Annotated in this window: 16 protein-coding genes and 2 riboswitches; of the genes, 2 read left to right on the forward strand and 14 right to left on the reverse strand. The window is 51.9% G+C overall.

The window, feature by feature from the left end:
* Positions 1 to 148: 148 nt before the first annotated feature.
* The 5 genes from FHS16_RS04020 to rbsK all read right to left on the reverse strand — a co-directional run bounded on the left by FHS16_RS04020 (position 149) and on the right by rbsK (position 3730).
* Positions 149 to 916 (reverse strand): IS3 family transposase, encoded by a 768-nt coding sequence (locus FHS16_RS04020; RefSeq protein WP_183559682.1) that lies wholly within the window; start codon positions 914 to 916, stop codon positions 149 to 151.
* Between the two features lie 109 nt (positions 917 to 1025).
* A complete protein-coding gene (locus FHS16_RS04025) occupies positions 1026 to 1322 on the reverse strand; it encodes a helix-turn-helix domain-containing protein (RefSeq protein ID WP_183559112.1) in 297 nt (98 codons plus the stop codon).
* Between the two features lie 108 nt (positions 1323 to 1430).
* Positions 1431 to 1994: a TetR/AcrR family transcriptional regulator gene (locus tag FHS16_RS04030; RefSeq protein WP_183559114.1), complete on the reverse strand. Its 564-nt coding sequence runs from the start codon at positions 1992 to 1994 to the stop codon at positions 1431 to 1433.
* A 22-nt stretch (positions 1995 to 2016) separates the two neighbouring features.
* Positions 2017 to 2727, reverse strand: coding sequence for an MBL fold metallo-hydrolase (locus FHS16_RS04035; RefSeq protein WP_183559117.1), 711 nt, complete (start codon positions 2725 to 2727; stop codon positions 2017 to 2019).
* A gap of 76 nt (positions 2728 to 2803) precedes the next feature.
* Complete coding sequence (gene rbsK / locus FHS16_RS04040; protein ID WP_183559119.1) at positions 2804 to 3730, reverse strand: ribokinase; 927 nt, start codon at positions 3728 to 3730, stop codon at positions 2804 to 2806.
* A gap of 79 nt (positions 3731 to 3809) precedes the next feature.
* Between rbsK and FHS16_RS04045 the strand changes: the two genes are divergently transcribed.
* Entirely contained in the window at positions 3810 to 4352 is a 543-nt protein-coding gene (locus FHS16_RS04045) for a hypothetical protein (protein WP_183559121.1), read from the forward strand.
* A gap of 35 nt (positions 4353 to 4387) precedes the next feature.
* On the opposite strand, the gene FHS16_RS04050 is transcribed toward FHS16_RS04045, so the two are convergent.
* Positions 4388 to 5668 (reverse strand): adenylosuccinate synthase, encoded by a 1281-nt coding sequence (locus tag FHS16_RS04050; RefSeq protein ID WP_183559123.1) that lies wholly within the window; start codon positions 5666 to 5668, stop codon positions 4388 to 4390.
* A 110-nt stretch (positions 5669 to 5778) separates the two neighbouring features.
* Here FHS16_RS04050 and FHS16_RS04055 point away from each other — a divergent pair, with 110 nt between their 5' ends.
* A complete protein-coding gene (locus FHS16_RS04055) occupies positions 5779 to 6666 on the forward strand; it encodes a LysR family transcriptional regulator (protein WP_183559125.1) in 888 nt (295 codons plus the stop codon).
* A 75-nt stretch (positions 6667 to 6741) separates the two neighbouring features.
* Here the strand turns inward: FHS16_RS04055 and atzF are convergent, their stop codons facing one another.
* From atzF to FHS16_RS04095, 8 genes are all read right to left on the reverse strand, one after another.
* Positions 6742 to 8550 (reverse strand): allophanate hydrolase, encoded by a 1809-nt coding sequence (gene atzF / locus FHS16_RS04060; protein ID WP_183559127.1) that lies wholly within the window; start codon positions 8548 to 8550, stop codon positions 6742 to 6744.
* Positions 8547 to 12182 carry an urea carboxylase gene (gene uca, locus FHS16_RS04065; protein ID WP_183559129.1) on the reverse strand — a complete coding sequence of 1212 codons (3636 nt, stop codon included), beginning with the start codon at positions 12180 to 12182 and terminating at the stop codon, positions 8547 to 8549. The genes atzF and uca overlap by 4 nt, the downstream gene beginning before the upstream one ends.
* A 55-nt stretch (positions 12183 to 12237) precedes the next feature.
* On the reverse strand, positions 12238 to 12888 hold the full coding sequence (locus tag FHS16_RS04070) for an urea amidolyase associated protein UAAP2 (protein WP_183559131.1): 651 nt from the start codon (positions 12886 to 12888) through the stop codon (positions 12238 to 12240).
* Positions 12889 to 12921: 33 nt separating this feature from the next.
* On the reverse strand, positions 12922 to 13641 hold the full coding sequence (locus FHS16_RS04075) for an urea amidolyase associated protein UAAP1 (protein ID WP_183559133.1): 720 nt from the start codon (positions 13639 to 13641) through the stop codon (positions 12922 to 12924).
* A 57-nt stretch (positions 13642 to 13698) separates the two neighbouring features.
* Positions 13699 to 13861, reverse strand: a riboswitch (guanidine-I (ykkC/yxkD leader).
* A 62-nt stretch (positions 13862 to 13923) separates the two neighbouring features.
* On the reverse strand, positions 13924 to 14724 hold the full coding sequence (locus FHS16_RS04080) for an ABC transporter permease (protein ID WP_183559135.1): 801 nt from the start codon (positions 14722 to 14724) through the stop codon (positions 13924 to 13926).
* Positions 14725 to 14730: 6 nt separating this feature from the next.
* Positions 14731 to 15744 (reverse strand): ABC transporter substrate-binding protein, encoded by a 1014-nt coding sequence (locus FHS16_RS04085; RefSeq protein WP_183559137.1) that lies wholly within the window; start codon positions 15742 to 15744, stop codon positions 14731 to 14733.
* A 271-nt stretch (positions 15745 to 16015) separates the two neighbouring features.
* Positions 16016 to 16142, reverse strand: a riboswitch (guanidine-I (ykkC/yxkD leader).
* Between the two features lie 148 nt (positions 16143 to 16290).
* A complete protein-coding gene (locus FHS16_RS04090) occupies positions 16291 to 18069 on the reverse strand; it encodes a sensor histidine kinase (RefSeq protein ID WP_183559139.1) in 1779 nt (592 codons plus the stop codon).
* Positions 18066 to 19607, reverse strand: coding sequence for a response regulator (locus FHS16_RS04095; protein ID WP_183559141.1), 1542 nt, complete (start codon positions 19605 to 19607; stop codon positions 18066 to 18068). Before FHS16_RS04095 ends, FHS16_RS04090 begins: the two co-directional genes overlap by 4 nt.
* Between the last annotated feature and the right edge of the window lie 39 nt (positions 19608 to 19646).

A 19646-nucleotide genomic window follows, 5' to 3' on the forward strand; every position in this document is an offset into this window, starting at 1 on the left:
AACTTCGGCATATCTAATGAATTCGCGAAAGAATAGAACTTTCCTTCCAACAATTGAGAGTAAGCAACCACTTAGTTGGTTGGCCGCCACGCTAAACTGCCAGTTAGCTTAATGAATTGCAGTCTAACATTTGAATTTTGTCTAACGATCATGCTGTAAATTTTAGTCGATACTCAATTGGTGTCTGTTTGTTTAATTTAATTTGAATCCGATCATTATTGTAAAATCGAATGAACTCCTCAATTCGTTGTTGAGCCTCACTAATTGAACTAATATCATATGGATAGAGTGCTTCCGTTTTCAGATGAGAGAAAAAACTCTCCATTGCGGCGTTGTCTATACAATTGCCCCGACGTGACATGCTGATTTGGACTCCTACCGTAGGCAGTAGATCGTGGTAAACATGAGACGTATATTGGGAGCCCTGATCGCTATGGACGATTAGATCGACTATCTTACCTGCAGCGTCTTTGTGTTCTTCAAAAGCCTTGCTAAAGGTGTCTAATACCAGCTCATTGTCATTTCTAGTAGTGCTCATATGAAAGGCTACGATGTCTTTCCCATACAAATCCATTATAGCAGAAAGATATAGGCGCTGATCGCCTATACGGTACTGTGTGATGTCCGTAACCCACTTCTGATTTGGTTTTGTTGCCATGAATTCACGATTCAGCAGATTTGGAGCAATTCTGCCGTCTGACTGCGCGGCCTGATACGTGTTGAAGTAAGGACGTTTGGCACGAATGATAGATCGAATACCCATTTCCTGCATGAGACGTAACACTTTCTTGTGGTTCACTGTATCTCCATATTGACGCTCCAGTTCACATCGAATTCTCCTGTAGCCATACTTTCGATCTCGCTGGAGGTAAATATCTTTAATCCACTTCTTGATTTCGCCGTCTGGATCATCCATTTTACGCTTAAGGTAGCGATAGTAAGCACTCCGCCATACATCAAGTAATCACAAAGAAGAGTCACCGAATACATTCCGGACATCTCCTCGATAATGGCATACTTGCCCTTTACACCTCCCGTTTCCAGATTTCTAAGCACTTTTTTAACACCGCATTCTCCCGTTTAAGCTGCTGGGTGTATAGGTCCTGATCGACATATTCTACCCTTCGGCCTCTATTATCCAATAATCCATATTCACCTTGTTTTCTAAACTTATAGACCCATTTACGAACCCTATCTTTATCTTGTATCCCATACTTCTCAGTAATTTGCCTATACGTCCACTTCTCATCCTCATGTAACCGTACGGCTTCCTGCCTTATTTCCTTTGCATACGATTTATTTGGTTGTTCTTTCTTCCCCATAAAAAAATACCCCCTAAAGTATCATCGGTTCCCCATATGGGTTTTTCCAATGTCTACTATAAAGGGGGCACTTCAACGAAGGGACTGTGGCTATTTTCATTTTGGCCTCTAAAGCTGGCGAAGACCGTTCAAATAAGTCTGAATGGCGACGCGCAAGCTTTCGTCGATGGCCTGCGGCATGCCGAAGCCGCCTTTCTGCTCAATCGAAGCGAAGCCGTGCAGGAAGCTGCGAAACCCTCTTACGATGTGAATCGCCATGTCTCGGTCCAGCTCATAATAGCTAAGCTGATTCACAAGCATATCAACAAGCTTCTGTGCGACAGCCATATATTCCTCGTCATCCGCATCAGGCGATCGCAGCGTCAGCTCATATAACCCCGGCTCCGCTCTTGCGAAACGGATATAAGCAGATGCGATGGCATGAATGGCTTCATCGCCTGTCTGCTCCTTCAACGACTCATCGATGGCGGCAGTGAGCTTCTTCAGCCCCCAAATAGCAAGCTGAACCCGCAATCCCGGCAGTCCGTTCACATGATTATACAAAGAAGGAGAACGTATGCCGAGCCTTTGCGCAAGCGAAGCAAGCGTAACCTCCTGCATGCCATGCTCGTTGGCAATGGCGGCAGCCGTTTCCACTATTGTCGGCAAATCGAGCCCTCTTCTTGGTGACATCGCAGATCTCCTCCTGCTGATTCTATTTGGCTAATGAACGCTCTGCCTCGGCAATAGCCTTCTCCATCCTTCCCAGCGGCTGGGCAAGCATGTCGCCATGTCCTGCAGCGAGCAAGGAAGGATTTAAATCTTTTAATCGGCGTGCTGATTCGAGGCTTGAACGCTTATCCCAGGTCGCCAATGCGGGAAATGGGAACAACAGCTTTATTTGTCCGGATACCGCCACGCCCGCACGGGTTTGAAACGCATCGCCGACAATGAGAATCCGGTTTCTCGTATCCATAAACGCCATGGAACCAGGCGTATGGCCCGGTGCAGCCACTGCAAGGAGCGAGCCTATGCGGTCGCCATCCTCCAGCAATACATCAGGCTTAGTGAGCACCTTTGTCGGTACCCCGCCTTTGATAGGCCCGGTTGGCTCGCCCGTCTCCAGCGAACGATCCCCTTTAAGCAGCTTTGCGTCCCTTCGGGAAATAAACACCTCAGCCTTCGGAAGCAAAGCCTTTAGTCCGTCGAGAGCACCGATATGGTCATCATGGGCATGGGTTAGAACGATGCGCGTTATGGGTTTGCCCAGCTTAAGCGCTGCTTTCATAATGGCCTTTACGTTGCCGGGAAGTGCAGCATCGATTAACGTCAAACTCGTTTCTTCCTCCACCAAATAACAATTCACAGGAAAAACCTTCGGTAAGTACGTTAGCTGGACCACCGTTTTCTCGCGCGTCATTCTCATGCTATATGTCCCCCTCAAATAAACTAATGTTATTAGTTTTATAATAAACTAATGACATTAGTTTATGCAAGCCTTTTTATTTCTCCCTCTGCCTCTGAAGAAATGCCTCGATGTCCGCTTTATTCGGTATCGAAGCTTGCGCGCCTTGCTTCGTAACGGCTAACGCTGCAGCTGCTGCCGCGAAGGTTAATGCATCCTCAGCCGATAAGCCGTCTGCGCTGGCAGCCGCATATGCGCCAAAGAAGGTATCGCCTGCTGCAGTCGTGTCGACAGGCTTTACCTTGAACGCTGACACGGCGGCTGCTTGTCCTTGTTTATTCAAATAGAAGCAGCCCTTGGCTCCTAACGTGATGATGACTTCCTCTACCCCTTTATCCAGTGCCCACTCGGCTGACGCTTTTGCTGAATGCTCGTCGTTGACTGCCAAGCCTGTAATGACTGCCGCCTCTGTTTCATTCATAATCAAAGTATGCAACAGCGGAAAAACATGGTCAGGGAAGGCGCGCGCGGGCGCCGGGTTGTAGAATACCCGGGCACCGCTGCTGTGCGCGCTGCTCATAACGGCGAAATTCGTGTCCCACGGAATCTCGTTTTGCAGAAGAACTGCGAATACGTCAGCCCCGTTCCCGGCGCCTGCCGCCGCATCCTCCGCCGTAAGCTGGCCATTAGCCCCAGCCGTTAGCACAATATGGTTTTCACCTTCTTCATTAACGGTTATAATGGCGAAACCGGAACTGCCCGGCTTGCGTAATATTTGTTCAGTGGCAATACCATCCTGCTGGAGCGCCGCGAGCAATGCTGCTGCAAAAGAATCATCGCCAACTGCGCCGATCATGCCGCAATCCGCACCGGCTCTTGCAGCCGCGACGGCCTGGTTCGCCCCCTTGCCGCCCGGGAAGAAGTCCGTTCTTACACTGGCTATCGTCTCCCCCGGGAGCGGAAATTGACTGACAGTGCTGACAATATCCATGTTAATGCTGCCTACTACAAGCAACTTGCCCATACACGAATTCATCCCCTTTTTTATGTGCTAAATAATGGAATCCTGCTACACTATTTTAACAGAAGGAGACAAGAATAACATGATTACTGCCTTTATCATTGGCTGCGAGATCGGCTTTTGGGTTTTCGTGCTTGCCGGCTTAATGTGCCGGTACATTTTCCGACTTCAGAAGCTTGGAAAGGGGCTGCTATACAGTACCCCGCTTATTGACCTGGCTCTGGTCATTGCCACTGTTTATGATTTGCGCGGCGGTGCGGAAGCAACCTTTGCCCACAGCTTGGCGGCCGTATATATCGGTGTATCGATTGCCTTCGGACATCGCATGATCAGCTGGGCGGATGAACGGTTCGCGCACCGATTCGCTAATGGGCCCGAGCCTGTCGGCAAGCCAAAATCAGGCAAAGCGCATGCTCGCCACGAAAGGATTGGCTGGCTCCGTCATCTGCTGGCCTTTGTAATTGGCGCCGCTATTCTGTACGGCATGATTTGGATGGTCGATAGTGAGGCCCGAACGGAAACCTTGCAGGAAACGCTGCGGCTATGGCTTCTGGTGCTAGGTATCGATTTTGCCATCAGCTTCAGCTATACGTTTTGGCCGCGCAAAGAAAAAGCAGCTTCCTGATTGTCAGGACGCTGTTTTTTTCTATTACGACCTGCTCAGCGCATAATAAGCTGCTCGCGGTTCGGACCCACGGATACACTACTTACCTTTACTCCGATGGAAGCTTCTACGAAACGAACATATTGCTGCGCCTCCTCGGGCAGCTCATCGAAACGACGTATTTGCGAAATGTCGCTACGCCAGCCTGGAAGACGCTGCAGGATTGGCTTCGCTCTATTCAGCTTGGCTGTAACGGGAAACGAATCCTCTATAATCTCACCATCTAGCTCATAACTGGTACATACCGGTATTTCGTCTAAATAGCCGAGCACGTCGAGGTTTGTGAGCGCCGCCTCCGTCGCGCCTTGCAGCATGCAGCCATAGCGCGTCGCTACAGCATCGAACCATCCCATTCTGCGCGGCCTTCCCGTCAATGCGCCATATTCCCCGGCGTCTCCCCCTAGGCGCCTCAGCTGATCCGCTCCAGCACCATGCAACTCGCTTACGAAAGGCCCTGCACCTACGCAGCTGGAATACGCTTTGACTACCGCAATAATTCGGGTAATCGCATACGGCGGCAGCCCTGCTCCAACCGGTGCATATCCCGCTAATGTCGAAGAAGAAGTGGAATAGGGATAAATGCCATGGTCTGGATCGCGAAGCGCACCGAGCTGGCCTTCCAATAGAATCGATTCCCCTTTTCGGTACGCGCCATGCAGCAGGCTGCTTGTGTCGCAAACAAACGGCAGCAGCTTCTCCGCTTGGACTTTAAGGTGCGCAAGCAGCTCGCGTGCTTGGATGGGCTCCCGGTTGTACAGCTCGGCGAGGAGCACGTTTTTGGCTGCCAGCGATTGCTCAAGTCTCTGCAAGAGACGCTCCTCGTCATAAAGATCCGCAACCTGTATGCCGAGCTTCGCGTATTTGTCCGCATAAAAAGGCGCTATCCCTCTTTTCGTTGAACCGAAGCTGGCCCCGCCAAGCCGATCCTCCTCTAATTCGTCAAACAAACGATGGACGGGAAGCACGATTTGCGCACGATCCGATACCCGGATTCGCGGTTCTGGCACGCCTCTTGCAAGCAGCTCGTCCCTCTCGCGAAGCAATACATCGACATCCAATGCGGTGCCTGGGCCAATCACATTTGTTATATTGGGATAAAACACACCCGAAGGCAGCATATGAAGCGCAAATTTGCCGTAATCGTTTATAATGGTATGCCCCGCATTGCTGCCCCCTTGATACCTAACGACGAATGAAGAAGCGCCTGCGAGCGCATCCGTCATTTTGCCTTTTCCTTCATCTCCCCAGTTTGCCCCTACGATTGCTGTAACCGTCAAAGCTATCGCCTCCCGATCTTGTTATCACCCTACGCCGTTTATTATAATAAACATAACGTCATTAGAATAATTGATATAACTAATACAAATCATTAGGTGGGATAATATCTATGATCGTTAATATGGAGTGGTATCGGGTTTTTTACTGGACAGCCAAAACAGGCAGCCTGTCCCGCGCCGCAGAGCAGCTTTTTATTACGCAGCCCGCTGTCACGCATACCATCAAGCAGCTCGAGGCTAAGCTCGGCGGGCCGTTGTTTTTTCGAATGGCAAAGGGAGTTAAGCTCACCACAGAAGGCGAGGTGCTTTTTCGATACATCGAGCAAGCATACCGGTTTATGGAGACAGGGGAAAAAATGCTTGCTGAAATGCAAAATTTGCAAAGCGGAGAGATCAGTATCGGTGCCAGCGATACGCTGTGCAAGCATTATTTGCTGCCCTGCTTGGAGCGGTTCCACACAGACTACCCCGGCATCCGTATCCGCGTAACGAATCGAACGACACCTGAGACGATTATGCTGCTGAAAGAAGGCAAAATCGATTTCGGCGTTGTGCATATGCCTGCATCCGACAATCAGCTTGAACTTCGGGTCAGTGCGCCCCTGCAAGATATTCTCGCCTGCGGCCCTGCTTACTCAGAGCTTGGCGCATCTGTGCTGCAGCTGGGAGAGCTTTCCGATTATCCGCTGCTGCTGCTGGAAAAAAGCGCCGGAACCCGCCGCTATCTCGACGGGTATGCGAAATCATACGGCGTGTCACTGGCTCCCGAGCTTGAGCTTGGGAGCTTCGATCTGCTCGCCCAATTCGCGCGCAGCGGATTCGGCCTCGCCTTCCTTGTTCGAGAATATATACAGGAGGAGCTGGCCTCAGGAGCGCTTGTCGAGATTCCGCTGAATCCGGTCATCCCGGCACGAAGCATCGGCATCGCTACTTTGCGGGGCGTGCCGCAATCCGCGGCTGCGAAACGGTTTCTTGAACTGCTCCCCCTACTTACGTAGACCCTATTTTTTCAATAAAAAAGACTCCCAAGCCCGGTTAACAAGGCTAGAGAGTCCATCTTCAATTCGTTCCGCTTATCCTAGCGGAACGTGGCGCCAGCCGCCATACGCGGTAATATCCTCTGCATCGACAGCTGCATACGCCTCGCAAACGAAGCCGGATACTTCAGTCCCGTCAAGCAGCTCAACCTTTCCGATGCCCAGCGGTGACGGAATGAAGGAAACAAATTCACCAAAGGCTGCGGCCGACATTTCCCACAGCTCGAGCTCGATGCTTGCTCCTCCCTCCTGCTGCTTGATCATGCCCGGCTTCGCCGGCGTTGTCGGCAGCTTCACAAGCTTATAGCGCGGAGCAGAGCTTGCTTCACGGACAAAGCGGGCATGCAAGCCTTCCATCTGCTTCTCAAGCGGATAGCCGCGCATATGCAAACCACAAACCGCGACCACAATCATCGACTCTGAACGAGCGGCTTCAGCTGTCTCTGCTTTCTGTACAGGTTTGTTTTCATTCGCTGCGGAGAGTGCCAGCTCCGCACTGCCGCTTTGAATCGAATGCGCGGCACCTTCGATTACATGCTCATTCTCGGCAAGCGCAAACAGCGTAATGCCAAATGGCAGCTTCTCGCCCGCATCGCCCGACGGCAAAGCTACCGCGCAAAGATCTAGCAAATTGCAATGATTCGTATAACGGCCCATGTCGCTGTTCGCACCGACCTTGTTAAGGCTCAATTGCTCGCGCGTCCAAGTCCCGCCGCAGGTCGGCATGACGAGCACGGCATCCTGCAGCAGCTTTCTCGCTTCCAGCTTATAGGACTGCAGCTTATGCAGCGCGGTAAACACGGATGCCGCGTCATATTCTTCTGCAGCGCCGGAACGCAGCACTTGCTCCGTCACCGGAAATGCGACTCCTGGATTTGCTTCGATAAATCCGCTTAAATCTGCCCACCGCTCCGCTACGAAGGGACCTCCGTAAAGCAGCTCTGCCGCAGCCGTGAACAGCTCCCCGTCCACATACGCAATCGGAATGCCGAGCTGCTCCAGACGCTTTACCGTCGCAAGCCAAGCTGCCTCATATTCCGCTGCGAATGGTCCGTAGAATGCCGCTGCCTCCTTTGGCAAGCATAGCTTGACAGGCCGTTCTGCTTTCAGCCTCGTTATCTCCCGTGACCAAGGATCATGCTCGTCGATCCCTCTCGCAACCGTATCCACAAGCAGGGATTCCTCCAAATGGTGAGCGAACACCGTTACGCAATCAAGGCTTGCGCAGGCAGGTACGACACCTTTGACCGGCCACGCGCCGAGACTCGGCTTGTAGCCGACGAGTCCATTCAGCGCGGCAGGTACACGGCCGGATCCGGCCGTATCCGTGCCGAGCGAAAACACCGCATGACCGCGAGCCACTGCGACTGCCGAGCCGGAGCTGGAGCCGCCGCTGATCAGCTCCGGCCTCAGCGCGTTATGGGTTTCGCCATAAGGACTTCGGGTACCGACTAGTCCCGTGGCAAACTGGTCCAGATTGGTTTTGCCAATCGGAATCGCACCCGCCGCAACCAACCGTTCGACTACCGTCGCATGCTCTTTAGGCGTATAGGCGAACTCCGGGCAGCCAGCCGTAGTGGGTACGCCAGCCATATCGATATTATCTTTGATGGCGAAAGGAATCCCCCAAAGCGGAGAATTATTCTTATCCAGCAGCATAAGCCGATCCAGATAAGGCTGCGCCAGCTCCAAGGATGGCGGCGTAATCCATATATTCATTCCCGCATCCGCTTCTGCACGACGGACCACCTCAGCCATTACATCAGCCGGTGACATTGTCCCGCTGCTGTATCCCAGACGCAGCCACTCTACCGTCAATTTCTCAGGGAAATTCATCTCGCTCATACTGCCGCCTCCGCTTCCTTAAGCTGCATAATCCCGGCTATTAGCTGTCCGGTATGAACCTGCTCGCCAGGCTCTACATGCACAGAACAAACCATACCGTCACATGAAGCCTGCTGCGAGAATTCCATCTTCATACTCTCGACGATAATTAGCGAATCGCCTTTCTTCACTTGCTGGCCTGGCTGTACAAGCACCTTCCATACGCTTCCCGGCATCGTGCAGCGAACCGCCGCGGCCCCATCCTGCAACTCTTCCTCCTCGCCCGTGCGCGCCGGCTCCTGCTCCGCAACATACTCGGCAAGACCAAGCTCCTTCCAGCTCTCCCGCTCCGCTTGGAATGCCGCCTGCTGTTTTTCCTTGAATGCCGAAGCGCTCTCCTCGATTTCGTCCAAAAACTTCAAATATTGGCCGAGATCGAACGTCGTCTCCGTAATATCAGCTTCATAGCGGCCGCGAAGAAAATCCTCGCGCAGCTTCAGCAGCTCATCCGCTTCCACCGGATAAAATTGAATTTGGTCAAAGAACCGCAGCAGCCACGGCTTCCCAGGCTTAAAGCTCTCCGTGCTGCGCAGCCGGTTCCACATTTGAATCGTCCGGCCGACAAACTGGTAGCCGCCCGGTCCCTCCATGCCATATACGCACATGTAAGCTCCGCCGATACCGACTGCATTCTCCGGCGTCCATGTCCGTGCCGGATTATATTTCGTCGTCACGAGCCGATGCCGCGGGTCGACAGGGGTTGCTACTGGTGCGCCCAGATAAACATCGCCAAGCCCAAGCACCAAATAATTCGCTTCGTATACGATTCTTTGCACATCATCCAGACTATCCAAGCCGTTAACCCTTCTAATAAACTCAATATTGCTCGGACACCAAGGCGCGTCCGGGCGAACGGTCTGCTGGTAACGGTCAATCGCAAGCTGTGTCGCTGGGTCATCCCACGAAAGCGGGAGGCGTACGATACGCGAGGGCACCTGTATCGACTCCAGTGGCGGAAGCGCGCTATCGAGCTCCAAAATAATGCCGCATGCCTCGCCCACCGTTATTTTGGAGCGGTCGATATGCACCTGCAAGGAGCGAATACCCGGCGTCAAATCCAAAACCGGGATTTTTCCCGACTGCTCGATCGCCTGCATAAGCGCATGCGCTTGAAAACGCAGAAGCAGGTCCAGCTCTAGCTCGCCGTATTCAACGAGCAGATTTTCGTCGCCGCTGCAGCGAATGGTGATCGGAAAACGGCAGCCCTCTGTCTTATGAACAAGAAGCGGGTAATCTGGCGTCAGCTCGGAGGCTTCAACAGGAAGCTCTGAGGCTGGCAAACTCTCTCGCACGCCTGCGCCAATCGAATCGAGCCGCTGCTCCTGCGCATCTCTAAGCCCATCCGCTTCTTCAAGCGTCAGTAATTGGAATCGAACCTTATCCCCGGCATGCAGCTGCCCGATCTTCCAGAACTGCGCCGAAGCGGTCGTTACCGGACAGACAAATCCGCCGAGACTAGGTCCGTCAGGACCTAATAGGATCGGCATATCACCGGTAAGGTCAAGCGTACCGATCGCATAAGCGTTATCGTGAATGTTGGAGGGATGAAGCCCTGCTTCTCCGCCATCCTCACGGGTCCATAGCGGTGCCGGACCAATCAAGCGAACGCCGGTGCGCGAGCTGTTGAAATGCACCTCAAACACCGTTTCGGACAGCTGCTTCAAATACTCAGGCTTCAAAAACTCACCTGTGCAATGCGGACCAGGAATAACGCCAATCGTCCAATCACGCGTCAGCTGCGGCCGTTCATCCACCGCAAGCTCCAGCTTAGCCGAAGGTGCCGCTCCTTCATTTATGCCGAGCACGTCTCCCGACCGCAGCGCTCGGCCGCCATGCCCGCCGAACCCGCCAAGCGTGAAGGTCGACGAGCTGCCAAGTATGCGCGGCATGTCGAAGCCGCCGGCTACGAGCAAGTATGTGCGCAAGCCGAGCTGCGTCTCGCCGAAGCTGAGCACCTGTCCGCGTTCTGCGAACACAGGCTTGTAAAGCTCCGTTCGCACGCCGTCCAGCTCCGCCTCCATGTCAGCGCCCGTAATGCAGAACCATACTGCGCTGCGGAATTTGTACGAGCCGCCGCGCAGCGTCAGCTCGAGGCCTGCTGCGTGGTCCCCGTTCCCAAGCAGCTTATTGCCGATTCGGAACGAGTACGGGTCCATCGGTCCGCATGGCGGAACGCCTACGTCCCAGTGGCCGACACGTCCCGGCCAATCCTGAACCGTCGTCTGGACACCGCCGTCGATTACCTCGATAGCCTGCTCTGCCGGCTCGAAGCCGTTCAGTAGCTGCGTGTATACGTGGCCGTCAATAACTTCTTGATCCATAAGCAGTGCCCGCACATATTGCAAATTCGTCGTGATCCCGTACATTCGAGTCTCGCCAAGCGCTTGAATCAGCTTCCGAATCGCATCAGCGCGATTCGCGCCATGCACGATGACCTTCGCCAGCATCGGATCATAAAGCGTCGTAACGGTAAGCCCATCCCTCACCCAAGATTCATTGCGGGCGCCCGCTGAGAATACGGCTTGATCCAGCTGTCCGGCGCTTGGCCGGAAGCCCTGCAGGCAATCCTCCGCATAAATGCGAGCCTGAATGCTATGGCCCACAGGCGTTCTAACGAGTGACTGCAAATCAACCAGCTCATTCGCCGCTTCGCGAACCATCCATTCGACCAAATCAATGCCCAGCACCTCTTCGGTCACGCCATGCTCGACTTGCAGCCTAGTGTTGACCTCGAGGAAATAAAACGCGCAAGAATCCGGATCGTACAAGTATTCAACCGTGCCTGCGCTGCGATAGCCGGCTTCTGCAGCCAACCGCTTCGCGGCTCCAAACATCGCGCTGCGAACCTCATCCGACAAATTCGGGGCCGGGCTCTCCTCAATGACCTTCTGGTTGCGGCGCTGAATGGAACAATCGCGCTCGCCCAGCGTGACGACCTCGCCGAGGGCGTTGCCGAATATTTGCACCTCGACATGGCGTGCCCTTGCGATATACTTCTCCAAAAACATGCCGCCGTTCTTGAAATTGGTTTCCGCCAAATGCTTCACACCGTCAAATGCCGCGCGCAGCGCTTCTTCATCCGCGCATACCCTCATGCCGATGCCGCCGCCTCCAGCCGTACTCTTCAGAATAACCGGATAACCGATTCGCGCTGCCTGTTCGATTGCTTCCTCCAGCTCCGTCAGCAGCGCCGTACCCGGCAGCAGCGGCACCCCTGCACGCTCCGCCAATTCCCTTGCCGAGTGCTTCAGGCCGAACATTTCCATTTGCTCCGGCGACGGTCCAATAAATACGATGCCATGCTCCCGGCAAGCACGGGCGAAATCCGCGTTCTCGCTTAGGAAGCCGTACCCTGGGTGAATCGCCTGCGCACCGGTCTCAAGCGCGGTCTTTAGAATAAGCTCCGTATTCAAGTAGCTCTCTTTCGCAGGGCCATCACCAATGAATACCGCTTCATCCGCATAGTCAACATGTAAGCTATCCTGATCGGCGCCGGTGTACACAGCCACCGAAGCTATGCCAAGCTTGCGCAAGGTGCGCTCTATTCGAACGGCAATAGCGCCGCGATTCGCAATCAATATTTTCGTAAACATCGTAACCTCTCCTCGCCCTATCAATCTATAATCTATCTATTTGGCTATATTGCCGCTATTGATTCCAGACAAGCACCCGCACCGGAGTCGGGTTGTAAGCGTTGCATGGATTGTTGAGCTGCGGGCAATTGCTGAGCAGCGCCGTCGTCCTGCAAAGGGATTGAAGCTCTACATAAGCACCTGGCGATGACACGCCATCCGCAAATTGGAGGCCGCCTTCGGCCGTAACAGGCACGTTCATGAAAAAATTAATATTCGGTGCAAGGTCCCGTTTCGAATAGCTCTCGTTCCGCTTGGCCAGCTGGAGCATAAACGTGTCACGGCAATTGTGCATGTGGAGCTTATCATGCGAGTAGCGGACCGTATTGCTTTGGGCGGAGCAAGAGCCTCCGACTGTGTCATGGCGGCCGCAGGTATCGGCAACGATCTTCAGCAATTCCTTGCCGGATTCGGCCAGCAGCACCGAGCCAGTCGTGAGATAAATGTTCCCTTGCCCGGCAATCGTCGCGACCGCGCTGTAATGGTCCTCGGGCTGCTCCGCATCGTAGAACAAGGTGTCTGCCGCTTGGTTCCCGTCCAAATCGACGATTCGCAGCACTTGCCCCGGCTCCAGGTCATACATCCAGCCATCTCCGGCAGCGATCACTTCGTCATATATAGCATCTTCCGCCAAGCGCGGGCTCTCCACCCGATTAAATACTGTCATGCTCCATTCCTCCTAATTGCTCGTATTTAAGCTCTAAATCCCTTGCAGCAAATAATATTGCTGCGTATTCTCATAGGCGCGCCGGTTCTCCGGACGGTAGTTCAAGCAATAATCGTCATCCTGAACGGCTTCCGCCTTCAGCACTTCCACTTGCACGGGTACGGACGGATAATCGGTTCTTGGATCTAGCGGGTTAGGCGTATTAGACAAAACGATAAGCACATCCATATCGGTTCTAAGCGTAACGGAAGCTCCTGCCGGGCAGTGGCCCAAACTATAGTGCATGCTGCCCCGCTCATCGCAATACACCTTGGAGAACAAATTGACGACTGGCATTAAATCCCTCACGCCTAATCCGTTTCGAACCAGCTCGACCGCCAAGTTCTCTTGACCGCTGTGCAGCCAATCATTCCGCAGCTCCTGGTACGTCGTTTTTCCATATTTCGAATCCGTGGCCGCCCGGCTCGTATAGCCGCATATCGGATCATGCCAGCCCAGCTGGTCTTCGACGATGCTCGCCAATGACCTACCGTTATCGCTCATAAGCACGTTCCCCCTCGTGAGATGCGAGGTATGCTGAGCTTTTAACGTATCCGGCATGTTGTAGCGCTCCGTCAAGTCTCCTGCGTGATATAAAAGCATGGCCAGATTAGCTCCTGCTTCGAGAGCGGTGAACCGGACCAATCTGCCTCTGCTAATCGTTCCAGACCATTTGCCTCCTGGCCGAATTGTCGTGCTCCAAATGCTGCTCATCACTGTTTCCTCCTTGGAAATCACCTATTTTAGATAAAAAGATAGCCTAAGAGAATAATCTCCCAGGCTTTTGTCCTTCCGTGTGCTACAGCTTTATTCATGACTGAAATAAGCAAGCTGTATGCCGTCTCTCGGACCAGACCAGCGAATGACAGACGGCAAGGACGTTTCGCCTTATTTCCCGTCGGCCACCTGAAGCGGAACCCTAGACAGCTATTTGCTCTCAACGATAATCTTGAGAGCCTATATTCAGTTGTCATGCCTTTCGCATACTCGCTAGCGTTATGCCCAAGGGAAAAGCCTGCGATTCAAGAAGGCAAATATTCGGTCGCTGATTAGGCCAAGCAGCCCAATGACAATGATGCCTACGAATATTTCATCCGTGTTCAGGAAGCGCTGAGCCTTCATAATCTGGTAGCCCAGTCCGCTGCTGACCGCAACGAGCTCCGCAACGACGAGATAAGTCCAGGCCCAGCCCAATATGAGCCTTAACGTGTTCATTAACTGCGGCTGGATAGCCGGTATAATAACCGTTTCGATTGCCTTCCATCTTGTCGCGCCAAGAGTGAAGGAAGCATGCAGCAAATCATGCGATACGCGCCTCGTAATATCGGAAACCATCAGTACGAGCTGGAAGAAGCAGCCGATAAAGATAAGCAGCACCTTCGCCCATTCGCCGATTCCCGCCCAAACCATAATGAGCGGAATGAAGGCAACTGCAGGCATGTAGCGTATGAACTCCATCGGCGGCTCTACGAAAGCTTCGCCATACTTGAATGTTCCGGCGAACACGCCTATCGGTATGGCTATGACGCAGGCAAGCAGGAAACCTGCCGTTACACGGAATACGCTGATTCCGATATGCCCCCAATACTCCGGACTGCCCAGATTCAGAATGAGCTGCACGAGCACCGCGTGAGGCTTAGGAAGAAAGATGGGGCTTACCGTCTCCGTGTAGCTGAGCAGCGACCATATTGCAAGCAGCAGGATGAAAGAGAAACCCGCCGTTACGGCAAACGGCCTGGGGCCGATGTCTTTGAAAATTTGAAAGGTGTGCGGTTTACGTCGCAATGGCGTTCTCATCGTCTATCACTTCCCAGCTTTGTTATTTACGAATTGAGGATCGAACAGCTCATCTACGCTGTCCAGCTTGTCGACCATATCCAAATTGTAAAGGAAATCTGCCGTTTTCATGCCCGTATAGCTCAACGAAGTGTACTCGTCGCGTTTCTCGAACGCTTTGATGTTGTCGTCCACCCCGAACAGCTTGATACTGTCGAGGCCTAGCTTAAAGTCCTCCGGCGTAGACTCCGCTTTCTCGGCGAGCAGCTTAATCGCTTCATCTTTGTTCGCTTCATACCAATCCAGTGCATCAAACCAAGCGTCGACGATTTTTTGCACATCCTCAGGACGCTTCTCCACGACGGATTCACGGAACACGAGCAGATCAGGAATCAGTCCAGGCGTTTCCTTGGATGAATAAAGCACCTTGCCTTTGCCCTCTTTGACTGCCGTCGTCTGGAATGGCTCCCAAAGCACCGACGCATCCGTATTTCCGGAAATAAATGCGGGGCCTGCGTCATTCACGGTCATATTCACATATTTGATATCCTTCTCGTCCATGCCATTCTCGGCAAGCGCGGTCAGCAGCAGGAAATGATCCACCGTCCCGAGCTCCGTCGCAACTGTCTTCCCTTTCAAATCCTTTATGGAGTTGATGTCCGGTTTGCTCACAATGGCATCGCCTCCGAACGAATTATCATTCACGAGCACGGCCTTTAGTCCGATTCCCTTCGACAGCGGCGCGAGCGAATCGCTGAGCGTCTGGCTGTTCGCATCAACCTTGCCCGCCGCGATCGCCTGCAATGAGTCGCTATATACAGGGAAAAATTCAAGCTTCACATCAACGCCATGCTTTTCAAAAAAGCCCTTCTCCTCCACCAAGTACCACATATACCAGCCCGGCCAAGGACTAAGCGCGATCGTAATCGGATCGCCTGCCGCTCCACCTGCCGAATCCTTTGCATTTCCGGAGCATGCTGCTACCAATCCCATAGCTACGATAAGTATAAGTGCCGCTGTTGATCTAAGCGTTTTTTTCATTTTCCCCACTCCAGTCATCTGTTTTTTTATAAGCATCCGTTCTCCGCCCAAGGTAAACGGCTGTCGCCGTCCTCATTGGCAAAAGCAGTCGTTTCGCGGAGATATACAAGCACACTTATATGTGAAAACATATAAATTCTTATATATTCAAGCGTAAACGGCTGAATCCGTCCTCTGGCGGCTAAGCTTACGTTTCGCGTAGAAATATAGAGAAAGTTGGCAAAATGATATACTTTCCTATATTTTAAAAAAATAAAAGCCTGGGAGAGTGATCTCCCAGGCTTTTATCCTTCCGTGTTATATAGATGGGGACACGTAAAGCCCCTTCATCTATACGCCGTCTCTCGGACCAGACTTAACGACTTTTCGGCGTTAACGGAACCCTAGACTGCTTGTCGTTCTCATTCATCTTGCTCGAGAACCGATATTCACTTGTCATAAAACCTAACGTTTAAACGAATTATAGGTGGTAACGTACGGATGTGTCAATACTTATGTTAGGTTTTATTACATAAGATTTAAAGAACAAGCAAAAACGCCCTCACATTAATGAGGACGTTCCTTTTCACCTTGCTTTTTATTTGCTGGAATTGTTATGCAAACCGACGTGCCCATTCCGCGCTTGCTGACGATCTTGACGCCGTAATCCGCGCCAAAGTGCAGACGTATCCTTCCGTCAACGTTGCGGATGCCGTAGCCGACATTCAGGCTCTCCACCGGATCTGACAGCTGGCGCAATATTTCGGGATGAATGCCGACTCCGTCATCAATGATCTGAAATGTAATCAGACCGTCCTTCAGCTTGCCGACGATTCGGATGTTAATGCGGTCCCCATACCAGGCATGCTCCAATGCATTTTCTATAAAAGGCTGAAGTATGAGCTTCACGGTCGTAAATCGCAATATATCCGGGTCAATGTCAAAATAGGCTTCCATTCCGTCGCCAAACTTCGTTTTCTGAATGTTAATATATGCCCCGACCTGCTCCAATTCGTTTTTAATCGGAATGACCGTTCTGCCCTCGTTAAGCGACAAGCGGTAGAACTTAGCCAGATCCAGCACCATCCGCTGCAGCTTATCGACCTCGCCGAATTTCGCCAGCCGGCTAATCGAAGATAGCGTATTGTAAAGGAAATGCGGATTGATTTGCGCTTGCAGCGACTCCAGCTCCGCTTCCTTTTTCTTGATATTCGTCATATACACTTCTTGAATAAGCTCGTCGATGTTCTGGCCCATCTCATTCAATGCGATGGAAATCCGGGTGAATTCATCCTTGCCCTTGAACATAATCTTTTTCTGGAAATTACCTTCCTGAAAGGCATCCAGCACGCGAATGATTTTGGATACCTTTCGCGAATAGAACCGAGAGATGAACAAGCCCGCGAAAGAGAATACCACATAGCAGGCTAAGCAAATGAGTATGGTCCACAGCCTTACTTCATTTGTAGCCTTTTCCATAATGTCCGTCGGAACAAGTGCAAGCAAATGCCAGTTCAGCTCGGGAAGCTGTTCGTCAATGGCCCAGTAGTTAGAAATTTTCTCTTCGCTTAACGTCTCGCCAAGCCGATAAGCCGTATCGCCGGAGGAAAACATGATCTTGCGGTTTTCGTCGATCGCGAAAATTTTTGTGCCTTTGCCGATTTTTTCGGAATCGACGCTCTCCAGCAGATCCGTCAGACGCAAGCTGATGCGGACGAAGCCAATCTCCTCCAGCGTGATCGGATCATTCATATTCACAAGCCGCCTCAGCAGCGAAATATGACCGAATTTGGAATCCGCTTCGATCTGCTTCCATTGCAGCGTTTGTCCGTACTTCTCCTTCGGGTAGTTCATGTACCAAACTTTATCCTTAATTCTCGTTATATGGTACAAATCAAATAAAGGACCTTCGGCGTTAAGCGGATCCGTATTTTTATAATTGTGGTAGATTTCGGGCAGCGTGTCGTTGTGCAAATAAACCGCAAGGCGCATTTTGTTGTTTGCCGCTTCAATCGTCGTCTGGATTTTGGGAAGGAGCTGCTTCGTCGTTGCCTCATAGCTGACCCAGCCTTCCTCATAATGCCTTAAATACGATGCTAGATTGCTGTCAAAATACAGCATGTCCGAGATACGAGACATATCCTCCAACTTATAGGTAATATTATCCTTCATTTGCTCCAATGTTCCGTGATTGATCTCGCGCGTACGCTCTTGGATCGAGCTCGTAAATATAATATTGGCCGCGTATCCGACCAGCATGACCGGTATGATGATAAATAAGCTGTAGGTAAGCATCAGCTTGATTCCAAACGGCATGTAGCGATGCTCCTGCTTCGCATTCGTCATGTTCTTCTATACTCCAACGGCGTCATGCCGTACATTTCCTTGAATTGTCTGCTGAAATACGGCAGGTGGCGGTAGCCAACCCGGTCAGCGATTTCGTAAATCTTTAGATTTGTCGATTTAAGCAGTTCGCACGCCTTCTCCATTCGCAGCTGAATGAAGTATTCGCTAAAGTTTTTGCCCGTTTCTTCTTTGAAAATCAAACCGAGATAGTTCGGCGACAAGGAGAACTGCTCCGCCAAATCACGCAGCGTAATATTATCATGCGTACGTTCTTTCATGAAATCGATGATTTGCTTGATCAGCTTCCAATTCTTTTTCTGCTTGTTCATTTGCAGCGTCTCTGAAATTTCATAGACGCGGCGCCGCAGCCAGAGATGAATGTCGTTGATCGTTTCGAACTGCATCATAATATCATAATTGTTCAGCTCAAGGCCAAGCAGCTGATATACGTTTTCGTTCGTTCTTTGCAAGTAATTGTCAAGCTTCATCACGATGTAGAGGGCATAATTGCGCAGCGTCAACTTTGATTTCAAGCTTTTGGCAACCTGGAACAGCTCGTCAAGCTCGTCATGAATCCGGACCAGCTCATAGCTGGACATGGCGCCAAACAACGCTTCCAGCTTCGCATCCAGATGCTTGACATCCTCTTTCTCAGAAGGCCTGACCTCACCGTGGCCGATCACTCTGCCTTTCCCGTAGAACATTTTCAGATCAAGCGCTTCTACCGCCTGCTTATAGGACTGCGACAGCTCGCCAATCGTACCGCATGAATCTCCGACGCCAGCCGTAATGGAGAACGCTAATTTCCTCTTCACCTGGTGAACAACCTGTTCCGGTATGGATTCACCCTCTGAATGCTCAATAAGCAGGGCGATTCGCGTCTTGTTTATTTTACAAATCTGCCGTACGCCAAGTTCCCTGCACAATGCGACAACCTGCTGCATCTCATCGGTCTCGGTCTGATTCTCTTCGTTCGGCTTCCAAGAGCGGTCGTCGATTTCAAGGACCGCGGCTATGCCGGGAAAGTGGAACCGGTCCATTTCGTATTCTTGGCTGAGCACCTCAATCGTCTTTTGACTGCTCGTCCCTTCCAGCAGCTGCAGCAAATATTCATTTTTCACAATCGGTACCATCTGCCAGTAGGCATCCTGCCGTTGACGCTCCTCGTCCAGATCGCCGCGCACCTTAAGCAGGGAATCAATCAGCTCTTGGTCATCCATTGGCTTCAGCACATAGTTGACCGCGTTCAACGACAGCGCCTGCTTCACGTAGCTGAAATCCTGATAGCCGCTTACAAAAATAATTTTGATGTCCTTTGACCGCTCAAGCGCGCGTCTCGCCAGCTCAAGGCCTGTCATGTTCGGCATTCGAACATCCGTTACGATAATATCGACCTTCTCCGTATCGAGCACCTTGCACGCATCAAAGCCGTTCATTACGCCTGCTACAACTTCCATGCCAAGATCCTGCCACGGAATGAAGGTGCGCATCCCTTCCAAGTCCAGCCTCTCATCGTCGGCAAGCAATACTTTATACATGATCCTATCAGCTCCAATTTGAAAAGCACGAAATGTGAG

It is taken from the genome of Paenibacillus endophyticus (assembly GCF_014192395.1).
GTDB lineage: Bacteria > Bacillota > Bacilli > Paenibacillales > Paenibacillaceae > Pristimantibacillus > Pristimantibacillus endophyticus.